General features: G+C 46.9%; 18 protein-coding genes. 10 read left to right on the top strand and 8 right to left on the bottom strand.

The window, feature by feature from the left end; translation table 11 throughout:
- Nucleotides 1-93: 93 nt before the first annotated feature.
- Entirely contained in the window at nucleotides 94-1548 is a 1455-nt protein-coding gene (locus RT422_RS08910) for a phosphomannomutase CpsG (protein WP_313422009.1), read from the top strand.
- Nucleotides 1549-1668: 120 nt separating this feature from the next.
- Here the strand turns inward: RT422_RS08910 and RT422_RS08905 are convergent, their stop codons facing one another.
- Entirely contained in the window at nucleotides 1669-2292 is a 624-nt protein-coding gene (locus RT422_RS08905) for a thiol:disulfide interchange protein DsbA/DsbL (protein WP_219299791.1), read from the bottom strand.
- A 506-nt stretch (nucleotides 2293-2798) separates the two neighbouring features.
- On the opposite strand from RT422_RS08905, the gene ubiG reads away from it, so the two are divergent.
- The 4 genes from ubiG to RT422_RS08885 all read left to right on the top strand — a co-directional run bounded on the left by ubiG (nucleotide 2799) and on the right by RT422_RS08885 (nucleotide 5526).
- Nucleotides 2799-3533 carry a bifunctional 2-polyprenyl-6-hydroxyphenol methylase/3-demethylubiquinol 3-O-methyltransferase UbiG gene (ubiG, locus tag RT422_RS08900; RefSeq protein WP_007116237.1) on the top strand — a complete coding sequence of 245 codons (735 nt, stop codon included), beginning with the start codon at nucleotides 2799-2801 and terminating at the stop codon, nucleotides 3531-3533.
- A gap of 40 nt (nucleotides 3534-3573) precedes the next feature.
- Nucleotides 3574-4284, top strand: coding sequence for an HAD-IA family hydrolase (locus tag RT422_RS08895; protein WP_313422008.1), 711 nt, complete (start codon nucleotides 3574-3576; stop codon nucleotides 4282-4284).
- A gap of 112 nt (nucleotides 4285-4396) precedes the next feature.
- Nucleotides 4397-5167 carry a YciK family oxidoreductase gene (locus tag RT422_RS08890; protein ID WP_313422007.1) on the top strand — a complete coding sequence of 257 codons (771 nt, stop codon included), beginning with the start codon at nucleotides 4397-4399 and terminating at the stop codon, nucleotides 5165-5167.
- Between the two features lie 92 nt (nucleotides 5168-5259).
- Nucleotides 5260-5526 (top strand): DksA/TraR family C4-type zinc finger protein, encoded by a 267-nt coding sequence (locus RT422_RS08885; RefSeq protein WP_007116234.1) that lies wholly within the window; start codon nucleotides 5260-5262, stop codon nucleotides 5524-5526.
- A gap of 38 nt (nucleotides 5527-5564) precedes the next feature.
- Here the strand turns inward: RT422_RS08885 and RT422_RS08880 are convergent, their stop codons facing one another.
- The 3 genes from RT422_RS08880 to RT422_RS08870 form a co-directional block, all read right to left on the bottom strand.
- Complete coding sequence (locus tag RT422_RS08880; RefSeq protein WP_284034883.1) at nucleotides 5565-7223, bottom strand: phospholipase D family protein; 1659 nt, start codon at nucleotides 7221-7223, stop codon at nucleotides 5565-5567.
- A gap of 38 nt (nucleotides 7224-7261) precedes the next feature.
- Nucleotides 7262-8167 (bottom strand): crotonase/enoyl-CoA hydratase family protein, encoded by a 906-nt coding sequence (locus RT422_RS08875; protein ID WP_313422006.1) that lies wholly within the window; start codon nucleotides 8165-8167, stop codon nucleotides 7262-7264.
- A gap of 192 nt (nucleotides 8168-8359) precedes the next feature.
- Nucleotides 8360-11656, bottom strand: a complete 3297-nt coding sequence (locus RT422_RS08870) for an ATP-binding protein (RefSeq protein WP_313422005.1) — start codon at nucleotides 11654-11656, stop codon at nucleotides 8360-8362.
- Between the two features lie 379 nt (nucleotides 11657-12035).
- On the opposite strand from RT422_RS08870, the gene cysM reads away from it, so the two are divergent.
- From cysM to RT422_RS08850, 4 genes are read left to right on the top strand one after another with little or no spacing between them, the layout of a single operon-like run.
- Nucleotides 12036-12959 (top strand): cysteine synthase CysM, encoded by a 924-nt coding sequence (cysM, locus tag RT422_RS08865; RefSeq protein ID WP_138018196.1) that lies wholly within the window; start codon nucleotides 12036-12038, stop codon nucleotides 12957-12959.
- A 46-nt stretch (nucleotides 12960-13005) separates the two neighbouring features.
- Nucleotides 13006-13875 carry a 3'-5' exonuclease gene (locus RT422_RS08860; protein WP_313422004.1) on the top strand — a complete coding sequence of 290 codons (870 nt, stop codon included), beginning with the start codon at nucleotides 13006-13008 and terminating at the stop codon, nucleotides 13873-13875.
- Nucleotides 13872-14576: a fumarylacetoacetate hydrolase family protein gene (locus RT422_RS08855; protein ID WP_313422003.1), complete on the top strand. Its 705-nt coding sequence runs from the start codon at nucleotides 13872-13874 to the stop codon at nucleotides 14574-14576. The genes RT422_RS08860 and RT422_RS08855 overlap by 4 nt, the downstream gene beginning before the upstream one ends.
- Before the next feature lie 18 nt (nucleotides 14577-14594).
- On the top strand, nucleotides 14595-15137 hold the full coding sequence (locus RT422_RS08850; protein WP_286130675.1) for a hypothetical protein: 543 nt from the start codon (nucleotides 14595-14597) through the stop codon (nucleotides 15135-15137).
- A gap of 188 nt (nucleotides 15138-15325) precedes the next feature.
- Here the strand turns inward: RT422_RS08850 and RT422_RS08845 are convergent, their stop codons facing one another.
- Nucleotides 15326-18292, bottom strand: a complete 2967-nt coding sequence (locus tag RT422_RS08845; protein WP_313422002.1) for an insulinase family protein — start codon at nucleotides 18290-18292, stop codon at nucleotides 15326-15328.
- Nucleotides 18293-18576: 284 nt separating this feature from the next.
- Here RT422_RS08845 and RT422_RS08840 point away from each other — a divergent pair, with 284 nt between their 5' ends.
- Nucleotides 18577-19590 carry an adenosine kinase gene (locus RT422_RS08840; RefSeq protein ID WP_313422001.1) on the top strand — a complete coding sequence of 338 codons (1014 nt, stop codon included), beginning with the start codon at nucleotides 18577-18579 and terminating at the stop codon, nucleotides 19588-19590.
- 106 nt (nucleotides 19591-19696) lie between these two features.
- Here RT422_RS08840 and RT422_RS08835 read toward each other — a convergent pair whose 3' ends face one another.
- From RT422_RS08835 to RT422_RS08825, 3 genes are read right to left on the bottom strand one after another with little or no spacing between them, the layout of a single operon-like run.
- The gene (locus RT422_RS08835; RefSeq protein WP_313422000.1) at nucleotides 19697-20872 is read right to left on the bottom strand and encodes an isovaleryl-CoA dehydrogenase; all 1176 of its coding nucleotides are present in this window, start codon (nucleotides 20870-20872) and stop codon (nucleotides 19697-19699) included.
- Between the two features lie 13 nt (nucleotides 20873-20885).
- Nucleotides 20886-21821: a hydroxymethylglutaryl-CoA lyase gene (locus tag RT422_RS08830; RefSeq protein ID WP_313421999.1), complete on the bottom strand. Its 936-nt coding sequence runs from the start codon at nucleotides 21819-21821 to the stop codon at nucleotides 20886-20888.
- On the bottom strand, nucleotides 21818-23902 hold the full coding sequence (locus RT422_RS08825; protein WP_313421998.1) for an acetyl/propionyl/methylcrotonyl-CoA carboxylase subunit alpha: 2085 nt from the start codon (nucleotides 23900-23902) through the stop codon (nucleotides 21818-21820). Before RT422_RS08825 ends, RT422_RS08830 begins: the two co-directional genes overlap by 4 nt.
- Nucleotides 23903-23982: the final 80 nt, after the last annotated feature.

Raw genomic sequence — 23982 nt, 5'->3', positions numbered from 1 at the left:
TTGCTTGCTAATTCAAAGCCTTAGGGTATAGCTTATGTCGAACTGGGGTTAATTAAATGACATTCTTAATTCTTAATCCCATGAGCCACGTATATGAATGATTTTTCTCCCATCACAATTTCGTCTTTTAAAGCCTATGATATCCGCGGCGAACTCGGTAACAACCTTGACGAGGACATCGCCTACCGTATCGGACGTGCTTTCGCCCAATTTTTAAGTGAACCGCTATCACATCAGCAAAAACCAGCGATTGTGATTGGCTGTGACATTCGGCCCAGTAGTGAAGCCCTGAAAAAAGCCACCATACAAGGCATATTAGATGCAGGTATTGATGTGATTGATTTGGGCATGACAGGCACTGAAGAAGTGTATTTTGCCACCAGCCACTATGGCGCGATTGGCGGTATTGAAGTGACCGCCAGTCACAACCCCATCAATTATAACGGGCTAAAATTGGTGCGTGAACAGTCAAAACCTATTAGCGCGGATACCGGCTTGGCAGACATTCAACAAATCGCAGAAAAAGGCGCATTCAAAGCGGCAGCCAGTAAGGGCGAGTATCAGTTAAAAGAAGACAAAACCGCCTATATCGACCATCTCATCAGCTATATTGACGTCAACGCGTTACGACCTTTGACAGTGGTCGTCAACTGTGGCAACGGTAGTGCCGCGCCAACAATTGATTTGCTTGAGCAGCGTCTACAAGCTGCCAACGCGCCTATTAATTTTATCAAAATCAATCATGCGCCCGATGGCAGTTTTCCCAATGGTATTCCCAATCCCATGATTATTGCCAACCGTAAAGTAACAGCAGACAAGCTGTTGGCAGAGAAAGCGGACTTGGCGATTGCGTTTGATGGCGATTTTGACCGCTGTTTTTTCTTTGATGAAAACGCTCGATTCTTGGAAGGCACTTATGTAGTAGGGGTACTTGCCAAAGCTTTCTTGGATAAAAACCCTACCGAGGCGATTGTCTATGACCCGCGCAATATCTTAAATACCGAAAGCGTCATCGCGGCGGCCGGTGGCAAAGCGACCATCAGTAAGTCAGGGCATTCTTTTATCAAACAAGTCATGCGTGAAAACAATGCAGTGTATGGCGGTGAGATGTCTGCGCATCATTATTTCCGCGATTTTAACTACTGTGATAGTGGCATGATTCCTTGGTTATTGGTGATTGAATTGCTGTCAAAATCAGGCAAAACAGAAGCGCCAAAAAAACTGTCGCAACTGGTTGATGAGATGATTGCCGCTTTTCCCATCTCAGGTGAGATTAACTTTAAATTAGACGGTATCACTGCGCCTGCGGTGTTGGCAAAACTTGAAGATAGCTACCAACAATTTGATAGCCAAACGGCGACCCTTGATAAACTCGATGGCTTATCGGTCAATTTTCCACGCTGGCGCTTTAATGTCCGCGCTTCTAACACTGAGCCACTGATTCGTCTCAATGTCGAAGCAAGCGGTGATAAAATGCTATTGGATGAAAAAACCAAACAGCTAAAAAACTGGATTGTGGCACAAGGCGGCACGCCAGCCGACCACTAGGTTTTATTAACTACCATAAAAAAAGCCGCTTCAATGCTAATTCAATGAAACGGCTTTTTTATTATTTAAGCTAAAACCATCTAGGCTAAAACTATTAATTCTCAGCAAATGGCTGTCGGATCATTTACCACCACGCTCAGCACGGGCTTTATTGATGAGATAGTTAACCACTTGTGGCACTTTACCATCCTCACCCTCAACAACGTATTTGCCATCAACGACAACCGCAGGTACCCCTGACAGTTGGAAGCGCTGCGCCGCATCTTTTGAACGTGCGATACGGGTATTTACTGCAAAAGAATTGTACATACTGTTAAATTTATTGATATCCACGCCTTTTGATGCGTACCATTGACCGATAGAGGCTTGGTCAAACAATTTTTGACGGTCTTTTTGAATGGCGTCAAACATCGCTTGGTGGGTTTTACCTTGATAACCTAATAACTGTGCGGCATAAAAACCGCGGGCGTTTTGTTCCCACACAGGGTTCATCGCAGCTGGCGTCTGCATAAACACCACATCAGCTGGCAATTTTTTTGCCCACTGTGCCATGTAAGGTTCTAATTTGTAGCAGTGAGGGCAACCATACCAGAAAAATTCACGAACAATGATTTTATTGCCTTCAATTTTCTCTGGGTTTGCAAGCACCTTATAGTCTTGACCCGCTACAAAATCTGCAGCTTGGGTTGATAAACTGGTCAAGCCGATAGCGGCGGCGATTGCGGTCATTGCTAATTTTTTCATGGTTGCCTCATTAACAGTCAAATCATAGGGTCTAGCACGGCTAATATCTTATAAAGAATAGTATCTTATAGAAAATCGCTTGCTAGCAGGGCTCAAAATACGAAAATACCTGCGCGTTATACTATCATAAATTGAGGAAGCGCCTAAGTGTAATACTTTGTAAACTAAAAAAAACTACAGTGGTGAAAAAGATAAGCAATATGTTAATTAAATTTTCTAAATAAAAAAGTATAATTTTTAAGTTTATTTTATTAGTACTGTCCAAAATTGGGCAGTTATGCGGCTGGGGAGTAATCAGCTATTTTACGCTACAATTTTACGCTATCAGCCTGCCACATAAATTCTACAGCGAATGGGCTAAAAACTGTTAGAATAAGGCTATTTTTGATAGCAATTGTGGTTAGCGAGCGAGCAACCGCATTTCAAAAAACGCGATAACATGTTATTAAAGTAAAAAGTATCGAATTAAAAAAATAGCGAAGTAAAAATCAAACGGAACTATCATCATGACACAACCGAATCTACAGCAAAACGTCGACTTACAAGAAGTACAAAAATTCACCGACCTTGCCAATGAATGGTGGGACAAATCAGGCGCGTTTGCCACCTTGCACCAAATCAATCCGCTACGCTTAAACTGGATTGAACAGCAAACCATCGCCCGCCAGCAATCAGGCTTAACGGGCAAGAAAGTGTTAGATGTCGGCTGTGGTGGTGGTATTTTGTCGCATAGCATGGCAGTGCGCGGCGCCACGGTGACGGGTATTGATTTGGGAGAAGCCAATATCAAGGCAGCACAAATCCATGCCGAGCAAACTAGCCAAGCGATTGATTTTGCTTGTGTTGCTGTAGAAGACTTTGCCAAAGCGCATGCTGGTGAGTTTGATGTGGTGACTTGTATGGAAATGCTCGAGCACGTGCCAGACCCACAGTCCATTATCAATGCTTGTTTTACTTTGCTCAAACCCAATGGCGTATTGGTACTATCGACCATCAATCGCAACCCAAAATCCTACCTGTTTGCGGTGATTGGCGCTGAATACCTATTACGCTTGTTGCCACGCGGCACACATGATTATGAAAAATTCATCACCCCAGCCGAGCTAGATCGATTTGCCCAGCGTGCAGGCTGCAAACGTCAAGATTTAATTGGTTTACATTACAATCCACTTATCAAGCACTATTGGCTGGCACAAAATGTTGACGTTAACTACATGATGGCGGTCTACAAACCTCAGTAGTTGGCTTTACTTAAATATTAATCGTTGATTTGAGCAAAAAATGACTGAAAAATGCCAAGCCGTATTGTTTGACCTTGATGGTACCTTGATTGATACAGCACCTGATTTTATCCGTATTATCAAAGTGATGTGCGCCAAACACCAGCACCCAGCACCCAGTGATACCGCCATTCGTGAGCAAGTTTCTGCAGGCGCTAGAGCGATGGTCAAGCTGATGTTTGGTGAGCTTGCCAATGTGACTGAGGATGACCCAACCTTGTTGGCTTATCGGCAAGAGTTTTTGGACACCTATGAAGCCGATATCTGTGTCGATAGCCGCTTGTTTGATGGGCTTGATTCGCTGTTAACACACTTAGAATCACGTGGTATTGTATGGGGCATTGTCACCAATAAGCCGCGTTATTTGGCGGAAAATTTATTAGAGAAACTTCAGCTAACTGAGCGCTGTGCGGTTCTGGTATGCCCTGATGATGTCAAACACACCAAACCTGACCCAGAGCCCATGTATTTGGCAGTCGCGCGGTTGAACGAACAACTCGGGCGTCAGTTACAGCCTGAAAATTGTGTATATGTCGGTGACCATATTCGTGACATTCAAGCCGGCAATGCGGCGAACATGCGCACGATTTTGGCAGCTTATGGCTACATTTCCCCTGAAGACCAAGCGGATTTGGGCAGTTGGGGCGCAGATAATATAATCCATAGCGTCGCTGAATTGACCGCTCTGCTTGGCGATTGGACGGATGCTTGAGCGGACACTTGAACAAGCGACTAGGCGGTTGATGCATAGACAAGGTGTTAACAATTTGACCGATTTTTAGGGAATTTTTTAGCAAGCTTTTGAGAAAAATTTTGAGGAAACTATGACTTTAGCAACGCATGATGATATCCGTAACTTTATCCCACCTGCCGACTGTCTAAAAGGTAAAAATATTTTGGTCACAGGGGCTGGTGATGGCATCGGTAAAGCAGCCGCGCTAAGCTATGCAAAATATGGCGCGACTGTGCTACTACTTGGCAAAACCGCGAGCAAGCTTGAAGCCGTGTATGACCTAATTGAAGCAGAAGGCGGCGCACAGCCTGCGTTGTTGCCGATGAATCTAGAGAGCGCAAGCTACACAGAAATGCAGCAATTGGCGATTTTGATTGAGCGTGAAGTCGGGCATTTGGACGGTGTTTTACACAATGCAGGGTTGCTCGGTGTATTAACCCCACTTGAGATGTATGACCCAATTATTTTTGAGCAAGTGATGAAAGTCAATTTTAATGCCACCTTTACCCTTACCCAAGCTTTGCTACCGCTACTCAAATCTGCCCAAAGTGGCTCAGTGGTGTTTACTTCTAGTAGTGTTGGTAGCCGTCCACGCGCGTTTTGGGGGGCATATGCGCTGTCAAAATTGGCAGTAGAAGGGATGAGCGATATTTTCACCCAAGAAACCCAAAAAACCACCACCCTGCGCTTTAACTGCATCAATCCCGGTGCCACGCGTACCCAAATGCGGGCTGCTGCTTATCCGAGCGAAAACCCCAACACCTTGCTTGCGCCCGAAGATTTGATGAGTGCGTATGTTGCCTTGATGAGTGATGAAGCGGCAGGTATCAAAGGTAAGGTGATTGATTTACAGCCACAATAAAATGGCGCGATGACGGCATTAATACGCTATTGAAATTTGAAAAAACCACTACCATATTATTATGGTTAACCTATTAAAATCTAAGGAAAAATATGGCAAGTGGTTGGGCTGCGGATGGCGCAGAAAACGAACAAATTGAAGCAACTATTAATGATGCGATTGAACGGGCAAAACGGGCATTGCCACAGGGCGAGAGCCTAACTCATTGTGAGGAGTGCGATGCCCCGATTCCTGAAGCACGGCGTCTTGCGATGCCTGGGGTGCGCTTGTGCGTGCGTTGTCAACAATCGCTAGAACAGCATCAGCAAAAAGTTGAGCTATTTAATCGCCGTGGTAGTAAAGATAGCCAATTGCGCTAAGCGTATTGGCGAATGCTGTAGTTCATAACAATGACAGCTTATAAAAATTTTTCAAGCGGCAGGTGCGATAGCATCCATATTAGCGTTCGCTGCCAAGGCTTGGTTTGTGGCTCTTCATCATACGTGACGGTTTGACCGTTCTCGAGCGTTGACCACTGAATATTGTTATCTTTGAGCGACAAGGTGTAGCTGGTTGTTGGCAAGGCTTGCAAAAATTCATTGCGGATTTTGTTGGCAAGTACAGGGTGGGCGATGGCAACGCCAAGTTCGGTATTGGTCAAGGCTGAACGTGGATCAAAGTTGAACGAGCCGATATACACCTTTTCCCCATCGCTTTCAAACGTTTTGGCATGTAAGCTGGTTGCAGAGCTTCCTGTCAAGTAGGAGTCACGCAGATTGTCTTTGATGGCATTGGGCTTGAGCTCATATAGCTTGACACCAGCTTTGAGTAAGTCTTTGCGGTGTTTGGCATAGCCAGAATGCACAAGCTTGACATCGGTGGCGCTCATGGCATTGGTCAAAATATTCACCGCTACGCCTTTTTTTGCAAGGTTGATAAAATAGTCTTTGCCTTGCTCCGTGGGTACGAAATACGCAGAGATTAAATTGAGTTCATGGCTGATTTTACCTAAGCTTTGGTTGATGTCTAACCCTTGGGTATTGGCTTTGCTGCCCAGTTTGTCAGGATTGTCCGTCAATAGCTGGACGTTTGCCCAGTAGAGCGGCAGTTTTCGTTGTTTGATTTGGTTGACAAAGTCGATTGCCACCAAGCGCTTTAGATAGTCGTTTTTCAGCTTTAGCACAGGGTCGAGTTGTTGCGACGCAGGTTTATCGGCTTTTTGGGTTTTTGGAATAAACACTTGGTTTAGGGCGGATGCCTTAGGTTTTTTGACCAAATCGGTGATAAGAAAAGCCAGTTTATGGTTCCAATATTGGTCAAACGCTTGTGACATTTGCGGCACAATATGCCCAACCATCAGCACATCTAGGTCAGAAAATACCATCTCTTGGTTTAAAGAAAAATACTCATCCCCGATATTACGCCCGCCTGTGATGGTGATTTGGCTATCAGCGGTGATAGATTTGTTGTGCATACGATGATTGAGCCGCTCAAAATCGCCCACAAACCCTAGCCAGCGCCACGAGCGAAAACGATTGGGGTTCATCAATCTCACTTCAATATTGGGGTGTTCATTGAGTACCCACAGCGTTGGGTCGAGACCACGGGTATTATTGTCATCTATCAATAATCGCACGCGCACACCGCGCTCTGCCGCTTCTTTGATGGCTTGGAACATCAGATTGCCAGTGATGTCGTTATTCCAAATATAATACTGCACATCTAGCGTTTTCTCTGCGGTGCTAATGAGCAGCATACGTGCGGCAAACGCATCCATACCATCTGGCAAGGGATAAACGCCCGTTTTTTGTGGATTGCTTTTAACCAATTCTGCGATGCCATCGGCCATGCTTTGCGAGCCAAATTGGCGAAAACGGCTGGAGGGCTCATCAGGTGGCATATCGGTTGCCACCGTTTTTTGATTGTCTTTGGTAATGACAGCGGTTTGATACGTGCTGGATTTGCCCGAGTTGGCAGGCAGACGACCCCACCAGGCGATAAAAAACAAAATCGCCATACACATCAAAAACAGGCTGGCTAAAAAAATAAGACGACGTTTGAACAGGGGTCTTAGCATGATGGCACTCACCAAGGTCAATTAAGCCATAGGTTAAATTAGTTAAATTGACGCCCAATAAATTTGACGGTTTCATCCTTGGCTTTTTTGACGGCAAGTTTGCGGTTTTGTCCCAGCAGTAATTTGATTTGCCACAGTTTTTCTTGATACAAGGTTGTCGCGGGCGTGTGATACATGGCATTGATGATGCGTTTGCTCGCCAAGACGGCATCGGGGGAGCGATTACTTAATTCTGTGACCAAATTCTTCGCAACTTCCATCGGTGTATCGCTTAGATGGCTGACCACACCGTAGTCAAAGGCTTGTTGACCGTCAAAAATCCGTGCCGTCATCGCTAATTCCTTAACGATATCGGCGCGTAGCACCCCCATCGCAGACTGGGTCAGTCCCATATCCGCTACCAGTCCCCATTTGGCTTCCATAATGGCAAATTGGCAATCCGCTGTGGCGATACGGATATCGGTCGCCAGTGCCAACTGTAGTCCTGCGCCAAGGCAATGTCCATGCAATACACTGACGACAGGCATCGGCAGTTCTCGCCACACAAGGCACACTTTTTGAAATTTACTTTGGAACGGTTTGATAAGCTCCCAAGCGACCTGTTTTAGATTTTTTGGGTTGTTTAAATCCGCCAAATCAATGCCGGTAGAAAAGCTTTTACCTTCACCTGCCAAAATCACCGCCCGCACGTCCGTCCATATGGTGAGCAGGTGGGCTAAATCAATGAGTTTATCCATCAACGCAAAACTTAACGCATTGCGCTTGTCAATCCGTGTCAGCCAAACAATGACGCTATCATCACCGCTAAGTTGCAACCGCACATCGGGCGCAAGGTTATCGTTTGCAGCTTTGATACGCTGCGCTAAAGATGAAGCAGTAGCACGCTGAGAAAATGGCAAAAACCCTACACCCGGCAATATTTTTGATACCGACAAAACCGACATACGCATCCTTAAAATTTGACCAACCCAATAAACTTAAAAAAAAGTTGCGAAAACGCAATGATTTGCAATCGTTAATCTCACTTTACTGATTTTGTTGGTTGGGCACAAGAGGCGATATCAGACGATACGGTTAAGAAAGGTAACGTAGAATAGCAAGTATGCCAAACCTAGGAGGCATTGTGGTGATAGGTGTCAAATCATCTTCCAAGTCATATCGTTTTCTTTGAGCTGGGCATATTTGAGTGCAGGGAATTGACTCAAATCAGCCTGTGCCAAGTTATCGAGCGCTTGTAGCATTTGCTCATAATAAGGCGCCAAAATGGCAAATTGCGCAGGCGAACTATTGTTGATATTTAGCAAGCACTTGTCTTCAAGATTTTGACTGGCTTGACGCAGCTGTGGTACGCCCGTATAACGACTCGCCCCTAAAATGCGATGCGCGACGTGGGACAAGGCCTGTCTGTCGTGGCGCTGCCAAGCCTGCTGCAAGTCACTTCTTTCCTGATCAATCGATTCAATCAGCAGGGTAATCAAGTTAGCTGCCAAATCAGGCTTACCTGCTACCCGCATCACCGCATCATCCCAATCAATGACCGCAAGACTTGCTAGTGACTCAGCGCTATGCTGACTGCTGACCGATGGTAGGCTTGGTAGATTAGCGTTGTCATCGGTGGTAGTCGCTGAGGCGGCTAATGGCGTATGAGCAAATACGGCACTCTCTTTGGGGGTTGCAGGTGCAGTACGCGGGTGATTTGCCCCAGACACTATAGACGCTATCGACCGCGCCGAGATGGGTGAGTTGATAACAGATTTGTCAGAAGCCACATCAGCGGATACAGACGTGCTGTGTTTACCCAACCAGCGTTGCAGGATTTGCAATAACTGGGCTTGACTGATTGGCTTGCCCACATAGTCATCAATCCCAGATGCCAATAATTTATCGCGTTCATCCGATAGACTATGTGCGGTCAGGGCAATAATCGGAATATGTTGATGTCCTGCTTGCGTTTCAACCTTACGGATTTGGATAGCGGCTTCACTGCCTGACATTCTTGGCATTTGAATGTCCATAAAGATCAAATCCACGGCGGTATCGCTTTGTGACTGGTGGGTGGTGATGTATTCAATGGCATCAAACCCACTATTGACCGTCACTACATTAATGCTCAGTTCAGCCAATAACGCTTCTAGTACCAATAAATTGGGCAGATGGTCATCCACGGCAAGCACAGTAAAACCATGCCACTGCGGCAGTGTAGGCTCTTGGCTGCTGGCAGAATTGCTATCAAGCAGCTGGTAAAGCTGGCGACGATCGAGCGGCTGATACAAGGCTTGTGCTTGATAACGCGACAACAATTCTGGCTCAAGATTGACTTGATAGCCAAATAGTAGCAATTTACCGGCATAATGTAAGCGTACTTGTTTGAGCAGCGACGTGGTATCCTCAGTGGTGCCATTGTCCACGATGACCCAATCCCAATGATTGCCTGTTTCTTTGAGCGATTCAAGTAGGCTTGCTAGCGTACTTGCGGTAGTAATGGCAATCGGCAATTCACGCAGCGAGCCTTTTAACACTTGTAAGCTTGCAGGATGGTCAATCCAAACCAAAATATTTACCGCAGCGATAGCATCAGCCGCCATATAACCGGCATCGGTTTTTGGCGGGACGATGGCGGGTAACTGCCAAATGGGGTCATGGATAAGCAGCCGCTGCTGCTCTTGGTTACTGATGCTCATCGGCAAAGTAAACCAAAACGTCGTGCCTTTGATTTTGTGCGATTGGCTCGCATCACCCGCTTGCTCAGTGGCGTTGTCATAAAAACCAATATTGCCGCCCATCAGATAGGTAAGCTGTTTTGAAATCACCAACCCCAGCCCCGTACCGCCGTACTGGCGAGTAATCGAAGGATCGCCTTGCGAAAAACTTTGGAACAGCACTTTTTGATGCTCAGGCGAAATCCCGCGCCCTGTGTCTTGCACACTGATATGAATTAAATCATCGATGTCATCATCCAGACTGACCCGCACAATGACCTCGCCATCATCGGTAAATTTGATGGCGTTGTTAACAAGATTGGTCAAAACTTGCTTGGTACGTAACGCATCCCCCACCAGATAATGTGGCACATCGTCATAGAAGAACACCGCCAGGCGTAAATCTTTCTCTGCCGCCAGTGGCGATAGCATATCCACCACGTCGTAGATACTGGCATACAGGTCAAATTCATGACTATCTAGTACCAGTTTACCGGCTTCAATCTTAGAAAAATCAAGCACGTCATTGACCAGTGCTAATAGGTGCGCTGAAGACTTACGAATCGTTTGCACGTACAAGTCTTGCTCGGCATTTAAGCCGCCATGACGGGATAATAGGTTGATAAAGCCATCAATACTGTTAAGTGGGGTGCGTAATTCGTGACTGATATTGGCTAAAAATGCCGATTTGGTTTGACTGGCTGAAACCGCGGCATCACGCGCATTGCGAATTGAGATGTTTTGCATTTCCATCTCGTCAAAAGCCAATCGCAAATCATCTTCGGTCTGTTCGGCGTGATTTTTGAGTTCTTGGAAACTTTTATGCAGACGTCTTAAGGTCTTGACCAAGTCCTGTTGCAGTTGGTTGATTTCACCACTGGCGTTGATGGTCATCGGTTTATACAGGTTGTTGGCGTTGGTGCGCTGCAAATGTAACCGCATCTCATAAATCGGCGCAATCCAGCGCCTGGCATATATATGGGTGGTCAATAGCAGCAGCAAAATGGTAAAGAGTCCGGTAATCGCTAACGCCAACATCACTTGATAGCGAGCCACTTGTAGCGGCTCATTATCAATATTGACAATAAGCCACAAGGTCGGTAGTGGGGCAGTCGCATTGGCGGGCGGGCTTAGTACCAATTTTCGACCAAATAAACTACTACCCTTGCTATTAAACAGGCTGTTGGATTGGGCGTTGAGCTGTGTCAGCAAATAAGTTTGCTGCGTATTGCTTTGCGCTTCAAGGTGGCGTCCCAAAAAAGGCAATAAGCGCGGATTGGGCTGTTGCGACAAATCACCAAAACTGACCAACACTTTATTTTGTTCGTTGACAATCGCTACGCCTTGCAAGTGCTTGTCGTTGATGGCATTTTGTAAGGCAAATTTCACATTGGCTTGCAGTGTCGCCAATTCTTTGGGCGACAGCTCAGCTTTATTTGCGCTGTCTTTGTTTAAGCTGCCTTTACTTGAGCCATTATTGCTATTAGGCTCAGTGCTAGTTGTCGATAGCGCTTGGTTGATTTTAATCAGATTCGTCTGCATAGAAGCGGCGACTGGCTGCAGAGTCACCAGCAAATTATCCGCGGTTGATTGCTGAATGGTACGCGCAGCACGGCTGGTATCTGATAACACCAAAAAACCACCCGTCAACGCGAGTGCGCTAATCGGCAAAAACACCAACAGTATCAACTGTCCATAAGCGGTGGAAAAATCCAAGTGAAATCGTTTGCTCACATTGCTAGCCTTGCATCAGCCTAATTTAGGCATCAGATTTTTTATCAGGGTTTTGGGGTATAGCGTTTCATTTTATAGGATTTTAGCCAATTTTGCTTGTGTCGCTGGGGTTTTTGTCGCAAGTAAATTTTTGACAAGTCTATACCCCAGTAAAAAATCGAGATAAAATCAGATGGGGTAGCGGTGGAAAAATGACTGGCACAATAATCATGATTCGCCACTGACGGGTGATACGAATTTTGCTAAACTACGCGCGCAATCCAAAAAATTTACTGTTAAAAAAACTAATCAACGCTAGCTAATCTATAAGCTATACTAAATTTCGTCTACTCAAAACTCGTATTATCAAAAGTTCATGGCCAAAAACTAAGGTTGTCTTATGACCCACAATAATTTCATCACTGAAACCAGCACGCTCAATGACTGCATTGGACATACACCACTGGTCAAGCTGGCGCGATTTGCACCGCAAACCGACCAAGGTACAGCCACACTGCTTGCCAAACTTGAAGGCAACAATCCAGCGGGCTCAGTGAAAGACCGCCCTGCCTATAACATGTTTTATCAAGCGGAAAGGCGTGGCACTATCAAGCCAGGCGACACCATCATTGAGGCCACCAGTGGCAATACAGGCATCGCCCTTGCCATGGTCGCGGCAATGCGCGGCTATGCCATGACGCTGATTATGCCTAGCAACTCTACCCAAGAGCGTAAAGACGCTATGGCAGCGTATGGGGCGACATTGATTGAAGTCGATAACATGGAGTCGGCACGTGACCTTGCCCAGCAAATGCAGGCAGAAGGTAAAGGCATCGTACTCGATCAGTTTAACAACCCTGACAACAAACAAGCGCATTATCTGACCACAGGTCCTGAGATTTGGCAGCAAACCAATGGCACGATTACCCACTTTATTAGCTCAATGGGGACCACAGGCACCATCATGGGCGTGTCCAAATACCTAAAAGAACAAAACCCAAACGTGCAAATTATCGGTTTACAGCCCGCTGAAGGTGCTAATATCGCAGGAATTCGTAGATGGCCAGCCGCTTATTTGCCAAAGATTTTTGAGCCAAGTTTGGTGGATAGGGTGATGGACATCGATCAGCACGATGCGGAAGTGTTTATGCGTAAGCTTGCCCGCGAAGAAGGGATTTTTGCGGGGGTATCATCAGGTGGTGCGGCGTGGGCAGCGTACCAAATCGCTAAAGAACACCCGGATGCGGTGATTGCATTTATCGTCTGTGACCGTGGCGATCGTTATCTATCAACAGGGTTGTTTGGTGTTAAAGATGACGCTTAATACCTAATAACCTAAAGCAGAAAGCAGAAACTAACAAGGAAGTATTATGGCTACGCCAGCGCCGATTTTAGTATTTGATATCGAAACCATACCCGATGTTGCCACAGGCAAGCGGCTATACCCTGAGTTGGCTGGGTTATCGGATAACGATGCCATGACCAAGCTTATGGCACTGCGTGAGCAAGATGTTGGGCATCCTTTTATGCCCCTGCCCTTGCACCAAATCGCTTGTCTTTCGGTGTTGTGGGTCGCGGGCGGCAAAATGACCCTCAAATCGCTGTCGCTGGCTGACCATAGCGAAGCGCAAATGATTCAAACCTTTTTTAATGCCATTGAAAAAAATCCGTTGTTGGTGAGCTGGAATGGCAAGGGCTTTGATATACCCGTCATGGTGTATCGGGCGTTGCAGCATGGCTTGACTGCCCCCAAGCTGTTTAGCCAAACCGGTGAGATGAGATACAACAACTATATTAACCGCTATCATGACCGTCATACCGATTTGATGGTAAAACTTGCCATGAATAGCACGTCGCAAAAACTCGATGTCGTTGCATCCTTATGCGGCTTTGCAGGCAAGCAAGCGTTGGACGGCTATGATGTGGTGCCGATGGTGCAAGCAGAAGCATGGGACAAGCTCACCACTTATTGTGAAAGTGATGTGCTCAATACTTGGCTGATTTTTTTGCGCTACCAACGACTCACGGGACAATTTTCAGCTGAGCAAAGTGAGCAATGGGAATCCACCACCCGAGACTATCTGCAATCGTTCACCAATCAAGACAATAGCCTGCGCCATGATAAGTTTTTGCAAGCGTGGCAACCTGCTAGCAATTTAGCCGCTGACCAACGTGTCACTGATATCGCCATCACCCAGCTATCATCTGATAACCCAACCACCCAAGTAGAATCACCATGAATACGATTTTTCCACCCAGCCAAGTGGTGGCACTGCCCATCCATCAATCTGAGCAAACCTTTCCTGTCCGCCGCGTGTATTGCGTGGGGCGCAACTATGCCGACCACGCCCGAGAAATGGGCAGTGATCCAGACCGTGAGCCGCCATTTTTCTTTTGTAAAGCCGGTGACAGTGAGTCGATTATTGCAGTTCGACCCGATAGCGTTGCCCAATTGCCTTATCCAACTAAAACGCAAGCGCTACATTATGAAGTAGAATTGGTGGTTGCGATTGGCAAAGAGGGCGCTAATGTGAGTGTAGCACAGGCACATAACTTGATTTTTGGCTATGCCGTGGGGCTCGACATGACGCGCCGCGACTTGCAAAACGAAATGAAAAAATCGGGTCGCCCGTGGGAGATTGGCAAGGCGTTTGACTATTCGGCACCCATTGGCGAAATTTATCCTATTGCCAGCGTTGCTGAGATACAACAAGCGAATATTTCACTGGCGGTGAATGGCGAGCCTAGACAACAAGGCAATATCAATCAGTTAATCTGGAATGTGGCAGAGACCATTGCCAATTTATCTGAGTTTTTTGAGCTCAAAGCAGGGGATTTGATTTTTACAGGCACGCCAGCGGGCGTCGGTGCGGTGGTCAAAGGCGATACCATACTGGCGCAAATTGACGGACTGGGTAAAATTGAGTTGGTAGTGGTTTAGAATTAAGTGATGTTAATCATGAAAAAATTAATATTAGCACTTATGTTGTTTATGGGTTTGACATGTCATGCAGAGTCAAAAAATTCTGACATTGAAAAAATTCTTGTCAATTCATATTTTGAAAAACCGATTGATAAATCACAAGTTGCTTCTTTAGACCAACAAATTATTTTATCCAATTTTGCGGTATCTGCCACAGGCTATTTTTATCACCGCTGCTCTAAAATTTCATCTGATTATGCTGATAAAGTTCAGTTTGTAAAAGATAATTTATTAGCAATTTTTCCAACGATACAAAGCGATTTGGCTCAAACGCATCAATGGCAAGATAATTTTGAAAAATTGGATAAAAAGGCATTGGCTACACTTGAAGTCATTACCGCAGTTAATCGCCTTGACGAGAATTTTATCAATGAACCGTTAATTGAAAAATCGCTATGTGATGGTTTTATTAACAATTATGGGGGTAGCAATGCTAAACAGGCTTGGTTACATTATTACCAACAAGCATTGCCTGTTTTGATTGATGAATTTAATCGAGTGTATATAAAAACAAACTAGGCGAGAATTATCTAGCCTAATTGTCCATAATTAAGTAATAAAACAAAATTCAATATATCGTTGTAGGTCGTGTTAGCGACAGCATAACACGACTGTCACCCTTGAAGTTGTCGGGTTACGCCATAAAAGACGGACTAACCCGACCTACAATGATATTACCATTTAACATGGTATCACTACTTAAATTATTAAATCACCTTTTCCACTTTAAAACCCATTTTTTGCATGAGTTCAGCTTTATCAAACGGCGCAAGGCTTGCGCGTGTGTAAGGCTTGTCTTTGAGGTAGGTGGTTGTCACCCGCTGTAAGTCATCAAGGCTGACCGCCAAGATTTTGGCACGCATTGCTTGTTGCCAGTCTTTGCCGCGACCATGTAACTCAGCAAACAGCGCCTTGACCGCTTCACCCGCCGGGCTTGCGGGCTTATCCATGCCTGCCATCAATCCTAAAATCGCTTCTTCAATCCAAGCATCGGTTTTTTCGCCTGTAGTTTGCGCGAGTAACCAATCAATACTACCCAAAAAATCATCAAACGTGGCTTGGTCACGCGGGTCACGGTAGCTATAAAACTTGAAAGAGCAAGCGTTACTATCATAGCTGGCGCCGCCGCCATACGCGCCGCCTTGCTCACGAATGGTACGATGCAGATAGTTGTTGCGTAGCACGCTTGACAGCACCATCAAGGCAGGGGCATCGGGATGGTTGGTCGGCACCGCATCAAAGACAAGCGCATGATGAAATACATTGGTTTGTGCAAGCCACGCGATATCGCGACCGTCAGTGGTAATGGGCGATTCGATTAAGGTAGCGGTAGGCTCGTCAACAGGCGCTTGCCAGCTCTCACTAATCGCTTGCTGTAGCGTCGGTAATATCTCTGCTTCGGCGATGATAAGCGCTTGTTTTGGCAAGGCTTTGATGTAGCTATGCAAACTGGCTAAGCGCTCTCCGAGCTTTTGCCATGCACTGCTATCTTGCTCCGCTTGCTGCAAAAATTCAGTTAAGCTATTTAATGCAGGCAAACCACCGCGTACATATTCAAGACGGGCGATTTTACTGGTGTTACGGCTCGCTGTTTGCATGGCATACGCATGACCTGCATTGGCAAGTCGCGATTGCCAGCCCATTTGTTTTTGGGTCAGTAGCTCTTCCATCCGCGCATATTCAGTAAAAATAGTGTCGTTGAGCACTTCTTTAAGCAGCTCAATCGCTTCAAATTTACGTGACAATGAGCGGGTAGCGACCACCAAGAAGCTATCCATTTTTTCGGGATTATCAGGTGACGTGCGCTGGCTGATTCTGACAGTCACACCGCTTGAATGACGTGCTTGCCGCGCTTGAAATGCCAAAGCATCGTGTTTGCGCGTGCCCACTTCGCTGATCAAGCTCAGATACGTTGGTAAATCTGGGTGATTGATGAGCGCTTCATGACCCTCTAGGGGTATAATCACTTGGTAATAGTACAGACCATTGGTGCCTGCTTCATATTCATACAACGTACTTGACAGACCACTTAGGGTGATATCACGTTTTGTACCTGTTTTAAATTGAATTTGGGCAGGAATATCCGCCAATCCCACTTTGGGTAGCAAATCCACATCATCAGGCGTAGCTTGGCGTTCGGCAAGGGCTTTGGCTTGGCTGATGAGCGCATTACGCGTGTCATCGGTCAGTGCCGCTTCAATGGTGTCAAGTTTGGCTTGTTCATCCTTGGCTTGTTGCTCAGATTTGCTCGCATCAGGGATGAGTGTCAAGCGCACGCGATGCGGATTGTCGAGCAAAAAGCTGCGAATCAAATTGGCGATAAAATCAGGGTTTTGCACTTGCTCACGTAGCCAGTTTAGGTTTTCATCGATATCCCACACATGCATGGGGTCACCATCGTGGATAGCAGTACTAAAGCCTTCAAGCATCAAATTTAGACCATATGGCATACTATCGCCACCGATATGACGTTGGTCGATTTCGATTTGGTGCAAAATGGTTTCAATCGCTTCACTGTCTACCGGCTGGTCTGCCACTTGCTTGAGTAAGTCCAAAATCCCTTGCTCAATGGCATCGCCATGCTCAGGCTCAGAGCCACGGACACCCGCATAAAACACCATCTGATAATGGCTGTCATCCAAGCCCAGTAGCGGCGTCGGGGCAGATGCCAGCGGATGGCTATCGAGATACGCCCGCAGCGGCGAACCTGCATGTTCAACCAATACGCCTTCAAGTAATCGCATAGCCAGGCGCTGCTTACCGTCTAAAATCGATGGTAATAACCATGCCATGACGTGATGGGTTTGTTTGGGTTTCACCGTATCGACACTGTAAGTGTCCGTCACACTGATTGGCGCGGTCAATGATTTTTCGAGTCGTGAGGCGTGTTTTTGCCCTTTAGCAAACGCTTTGCCTGCCACCGCCAATGCATCCTCATGGATACGGGCTTGGGTCTCTGCTACAGGGATATTGCCAAAGCTCATCACCACCGCATTGCTTGGGTGATAGTGACTTTGATGAAACTTGACCAAATCAGCGTGAGTCAGCTCGGTAATGGCAGCAGGCTCACCGCCAGAATTGTAGTGATAAGTGGTTGTGGGGAATAAATGACGCGCTAACGTATGATACAACTGGTCAATCTCGCCACTCATCGCGCCTTTCATTTCATTAAACACAATGCCCTTATATTGTGGTTTGCCGTCATTATCAAGCTCTACGCGAATCCCTTCTTGGGCAAAATCGAGCGGATTTAAACTTGGGAAAAATGTCGCATCTAAATACACCGACAACAAGTTAAAATAATCTTGACGGTTTTGGGTGGCAAACGGATACGCCGTCCAATCTGCCGCAGTAAACGCATTCATAAAAGTATTGAGCGAGCGCTTAATCATGCTAAAAAACGGGTCGCGCACGGGGTATTTTTCAGAGCCACATAGACTGGTATGCTCCAAAATATGCGCCTCACCACGGTCGGTCATCGGCTGGGTGCGAAAGCCAATCATAAAGGCATTTTCATCACTCGGGTGGGCAAGATGATAGTGGATTAAGCCTGTGGCGTTATGTTCGCTCACCAGCACATCAAGCGATAACGCATCGATGCGCTCATGTGAGCGTAGGGTAAAATCAGGGTGTAGGGTCAAATCTAAAGCAGAGTCGTGAGAAGTTGCGGGCATGAAGTTACCTGTGTGTCATCATAATATTTGTCAGAATTTATCAGCAAAACCAACTGTAAAAAAACAGAAAGTATAGCAGTTTTGTCGGATTTATTTTGAGTTAAATGGGGTCAAAACCTGCTTTATAAAGGCAAAAAAACACAGATACCACAGATAACACAGCGCCACTCATTTGCCCGTGTCAGCCAATTTTCAGATATTAACTTTGACGGTTTTAATTTACAATGACACCACGTTGAATTTAACTCATCTATTTTTTCCAAAATCGTTAAAAAGGAACCACAATGGCAAAAATCGTCGCCATCGGCAACGCGTTAGTTGACAGTGAATTTGTCGTCACCGATGCACAGCTTAACGCCACAGGCCTGACCAAAGGTAACATGACCCTAGCCAGTCACAGTGAGCAAGCTGACCTCATCGCCTCGCTCACCACGCAAAACATCACCGCGACCAAACAAGCCGGCGGCGGCTCGGCTGCCAACAGTATTTATGCCGCAGCAAGCCTTGGCGGCGATACTTTTTACGCTTGCCGAGTCGGTGAAGACGAGGCAGGGCGTTTTTATTTGGCGGATTTAAATGCCGCAGGTATCAAGACGTCTACCAAGTCATTTGCTGATGGTACTACAGGCAGTTGTATGGTGATGGTGACACCAGATGGCGAGCGCACCATGCAAACGCATTTGGGCACTTCAGCAGAAATCAGCGAAACCGATATTGAGTTTGATGCGCTCAATGATGCTGATTGGTTGTATCTTGAAGGTTATCTTGCCATGTCAACCTCGGTACAACAGGCCATTGCCCAGCTAAAACAACAAGCCAAAGACAAAGGGGCTAAAATCGCAGTCAGTTTTGCCGACCCTGCCGTGGTCAAGTTTGGTCGTGAAGGACTTGATGCGATGCTAGAAGGTGGCGTGGATGCGGTGTTTTGTAACTGTGATGAAGCCCAGCTATTTACCAACCAAACCAGTCATTCGCAAGCGGCAGCAGCGTTATTGTCAGTTGCCAATATCGCAGTGGTGACCAATGGCGCAGCAGGGTCAATCATTGCCGTGCGAGACGATATTTCACGTGAAACAAAATTGATTGACGTGGCATCGCTAGTCGTTGATCAAGTGCTAGATACCAATGGCGCAGGGGATAATTTTGCGGGAAGTTTTTTATACGCGCTATCGCAAGGTCATGCGTTGGCAGATTGTGGCAAATTAGCCAGTAGCGTCGCAAGCCAAATTATTCAGCAGTTCGGACCCCGTCTCAAACCGGCACAATACCAAGCGATTTTACAATCAACCTTAACATAGCGCACAGCTGATCAGGCGGATTTTGACAACCTATTTTGACAATCTAATAAGAAAGCCCTAGTTTTAGCTAGGGCTTGTGCTGATAAAGCTAACCTAATCAATTAAGCTAAGCGGTTTCGTTGAACAGCTCACGACCAATCAGCATGCGCCGTACTTCGCTAGTACCTGCGCCAATCTCATATAGCTTGGCATCACGCCAAATACGACCCAGTGGGTACTCGTTGGTATAGCCATTGCCGCCAAAGATTTGGATACCTTCTCCTGCCATCCAAGTGGCTTTTTCCGCTGTCCACAAAATTACGCTGGCGCAGTCTTTGCGTACTTGGCGCACATGGTCTGAGCCTAACATATCCAAGTTTTTGCCCACGGTGTAAAGAAAGCTACGCCCTGCCTGTAACGTGGTATACATGTCCGCCACTTTACCTTGAATCAACTGGAATTCACCGATGGCTTGACCAAATTGCTTGCGGTCGTGGATATAGGGAATGACATTGTCCATTACCGCTTGCATCAGCCCGATAGGACCTGCAGCCAGTACCGCACGCTCGTAGTCTAAGCCACTCATCAAGACTTTGACACCATTATTTAGCCCGCCCAAGATGTTGTCGCTTGGCACTTCGACATTGTCAAACACCATCTCGCCTGTGTGACTGCCGCGCATACCGAGTTTGTCGAGTTTTTGCGCGGTGTAAAAGCCTTTCATGCCTTTTTCTACCAAAAACGCGGTGATACCTTTTGCCCCAAGCTCTGGGTTGGTTTTGGCGTACACCACCATCACATCGGCATCAGGTCCATTGGTAATCCACATTTTTGAGCCGTTTAATACATATACGCCACCTTTGTCTTCGGCACGTAGTTTCATGCTGGTCACGTCTGAGCCGGCACCGGGTTCACTCATCGCCAAGGCACCAATGAATTCACCGCTGATGAGTTTTGGCAAGTATTTTTGTTTTTGGGCGTCTGTACCGTTGCGTTTGATTTGGTTGATACATAAGTTGGAGTGCGCGCCATAGCTTAGCGCCACTGAGCCTGATGCGCGGCTGATTTCTTCCATGGCGACCATGTGCGCCACATAGCCCATATCCACGCCGCCGTAGGTTTCGGGTACGGTGATGCCATGTAGCCCAAGCTCACCCATTTTTTGCCACAAGTCCATTGGGAATTGGTCGGTGCGGTCAAGTTCGGCAGCGCGTGGGGCGATTTCAGCATGGGCAAAGGCTTTGACGGTTTCGCGTAGGGCGTTGATGTCATCGCCAAGTTGGTAATCGAGTCCTAAGTTCATAGTCATTCCTTGTTTATTCACTGACTGTTAGAGCTTTACGTTTATTTAAAATTGCTGTTGCCACCTTTGAGCCGTTTTGCCTGCCCAAAAACGCGCTGATTTTTTGTCCAACATCGACCAGTTTATCGAGGTCAATGCCCGTTTCAATACCCATGCCATGTAGCAGATATACCACATCTTCAGTGGCAACATTGCCGGTTGCGCCTTTGGCATATGGACAGCCGCCAAGCCCTGCCACCGAGGTATCAAACTGCCATACACCCATTTGTAATGCCGCTAAGGTATTGCTAAGTGCTTGACCATAGGTGTCATGAAAATGCCCAGAGATATTGTCAATATCAATATAACGTAAGGCAGCATCCAACGCTTTTTGCACCTTGATGGGTGTGCCCACGCCGATGGTGTCAGCAATGCCAATATGTTCAGCACCAATGGCAACGAGTTTTTCTGTCACATAGGCGACTTTATCGGGGTGAATCTCGCCTTCGTACGGGCAGCCTATGGTACAAGAGATGACACCGCGCACCTTGATGCCATGCGCTTTGGCGGCGTAAGCCACCGGGGCAAAACGCTCAATGCTCTCAGCGATGCTACAGTTGATGTTTTTTTGGCTAAAGGCTTCACTCGCTGAGCCAAAAATCACCACCTCATAATTGGCAAATTGGTCACGGTGGGCAAGGGCGGCATCAAAGCCTTTCATATTGGGTGTCAGCACCGAATAGACCACGTCATCGCGTTTGACAATGCCGTTTAATACGGCATCATTGTCCGCCATTTGTGGTACCCACTTTGGCGACACAAAACTGGTGGCTTCAAGCTTGCGCACCCCTGCATCAATCAAGCCGTTAATCAACTCGATTTTGACGTCGCTTGGCACAGTTTGTTTTTCGTTTTGTAGTCCGTCTCTTGCGCCCACGTCGATGATTTTGACAAAATTTGGATAGTTCATGATTGGCTGCCCGTATCAAGTTTTAATAGCTCATCGCCATCGGATACCAAATCCCCTGCTTTAAACAGCAACTCTGCCACCGTACCATCACTAGGGGCATTGATGGTATGCTCAATTTTCATCGCTTCAATCACTGCCAAGGCTTGACCTTTTTTTACTTCATCGCCCACATTGACCCGAAACGCCACCACTTGACCTGGCATGGGTGATTTGAGGCTACCGCCATCTTGGGCTTCCTCGCCCACATGCGCCATGCTATCCACCAAGGTGATGACATCACTGGCATGATTTGAGAACACATATACTTGCTCATTATGTCGCCATGCCTGCATCTGTTGGCGCTTGCCGGCTGTTTCTCCGTCATTTAGCCATAGCGTGAAGGTATCATCGGCAGTGGGCAAATAACGAACATCGCCTTGATAGATGGGCGTGACAACGTCCTCGCCTTGTTTTTCCGCTTTGGCAATGGTGTTAATCGTTAGATGAAATGCTTGCTCGTTAATTTGGCTGATAACCGCCCGCAATGGCTTATCGTGATACACCAAATCAAACGGACGCTCATACTGGCTATACGCGCGCCATGCATCGGTTTTGCTAAAGGGGTCGTGGTTTTGGATTTGCGCTTCTTGGGCAAGCTCTTTGACAATCGCGGTGGCTACCAGCCAAGGTAGCTCACCACGCTGCTGCCCAAACAGTACGTCTTTTTCACGTTCAATCAATGCTGTATCAAGATTGGCGTATTTGAACGAATCTGATTGCACCACGTGACGCAAAAACGCCACGTTGTTGGGCAGACCGACAATACGGGTTTCTGCAAGTGCTTGGTCTAGTTTGGCAAGCGCTTGCTCACGGGTTGGCGCATGGACGATGAGTTTGGCAATCATCGAGTCATAGTAAGGACTGATGACATCGCCTTCGCGTACCCCATCATCCACGCGCACATCTGACACACTAAACTCGCTGTGCGTTGGCGTGCGGTAAATATTTAGCGTACCTGTGGTGGGCAAAAAGTTGTTGTCTGGGTTTTCAGCATTGATACGCGCTTCAATCGCATGACCGTTGATGGTCAAGTCTGCTTGTTGTTTTGGTAACGGCTCGCCGCTGGCAACACGCAGTTGCCATTCGACAAGGTCAGTACCGGTAATTGCTTCAGTGACGGGATGTTCTACTTGCAGGCGGGTATTCATTTCCATAAAGTAGAAATTCATACCACCAAATTTGTCTTCGGGTGAACACTCACGTTGCTCTACGATAAATTCAACCGTACCCGCCCCTACATAATTGACCGCTTTTGCCGCCGCTATCGCCGCTGCGCCCATCGCCTCCCGCATTGCCACGCTGACATCGGGGGCAGGGGCTTCTTCGAGCACTTTTTGATGGCGGCGCTGTACCGAGCAATCACGCTCAAATAAATACACATAGTTGCCGTGGCTGTCGCCAAAGACTTGAATTTCAATATGGCGCGGACGTAGGGCGTATTTTTCGATCAATACGCTGTCATTGCCAAAGCTGCTAATGGCTTCACGTTGACATGAGCCTAGTGCATCAATAAAGTCTTCGGTTTTTTCAACTAACCGCATCCCTTTGCCGCCGCCACCAGAGCTGGCTTTGATTAGCACAGGGTAGCCAATTTTGTCGGCCTCGCTATGCAAAAATTCGGGGTCTTGGTTGGTGCCATGATACCCTGGAATGAGCGGTACATTGGCAGCTTCCATCAAGCGTTTGGATTCGGCTTTAAGCCCCATCGCGGTGATGGCAGACGCTGGGGGGCCAATGAACACCAAACCCGCATTCACGCACGTTTGGGCAAATTCGTCGTTTTCACTCAAAAACCCGTAGCCTGGGTGAATCGCTTGTGCGCCTGTCTGTTTGGCAGCCTCCAAGATACGCTCCCAACGCAGGTAGCTGTCTTTGGGCGCAGAACCGCCTATATAAATGGCTTCATCACACACGGCTACGTGCTTGGCAAAACGGTCAGCGTCTGAATATACCGCAACGGTACGCACGCCCAGTTTTTTGGCGGTGGCTGCCACGCGGCAAGCAATCTCACCCCGATTGGCTATTAAGATTTTTGAAAACATAATCGTCCCTTTTTATTTTTTCAAGACCGCATCACCGCGAATCTAACTTGGCATACTTATAAAATTTGGCTTATAAAATC

Source organism: Moraxella sp. CTOTU49803 (assembly GCF_032097965.1).
In the GTDB taxonomy this organism is placed as follows: Bacteria; Pseudomonadota; Gammaproteobacteria; order Pseudomonadales; family Moraxellaceae; genus Faucicola; species Faucicola tetraodonis.
The sequence above is the reverse complement of the archived record's forward strand: the minus strand, read 5'-3'. Positions and strand labels throughout refer to the sequence as shown.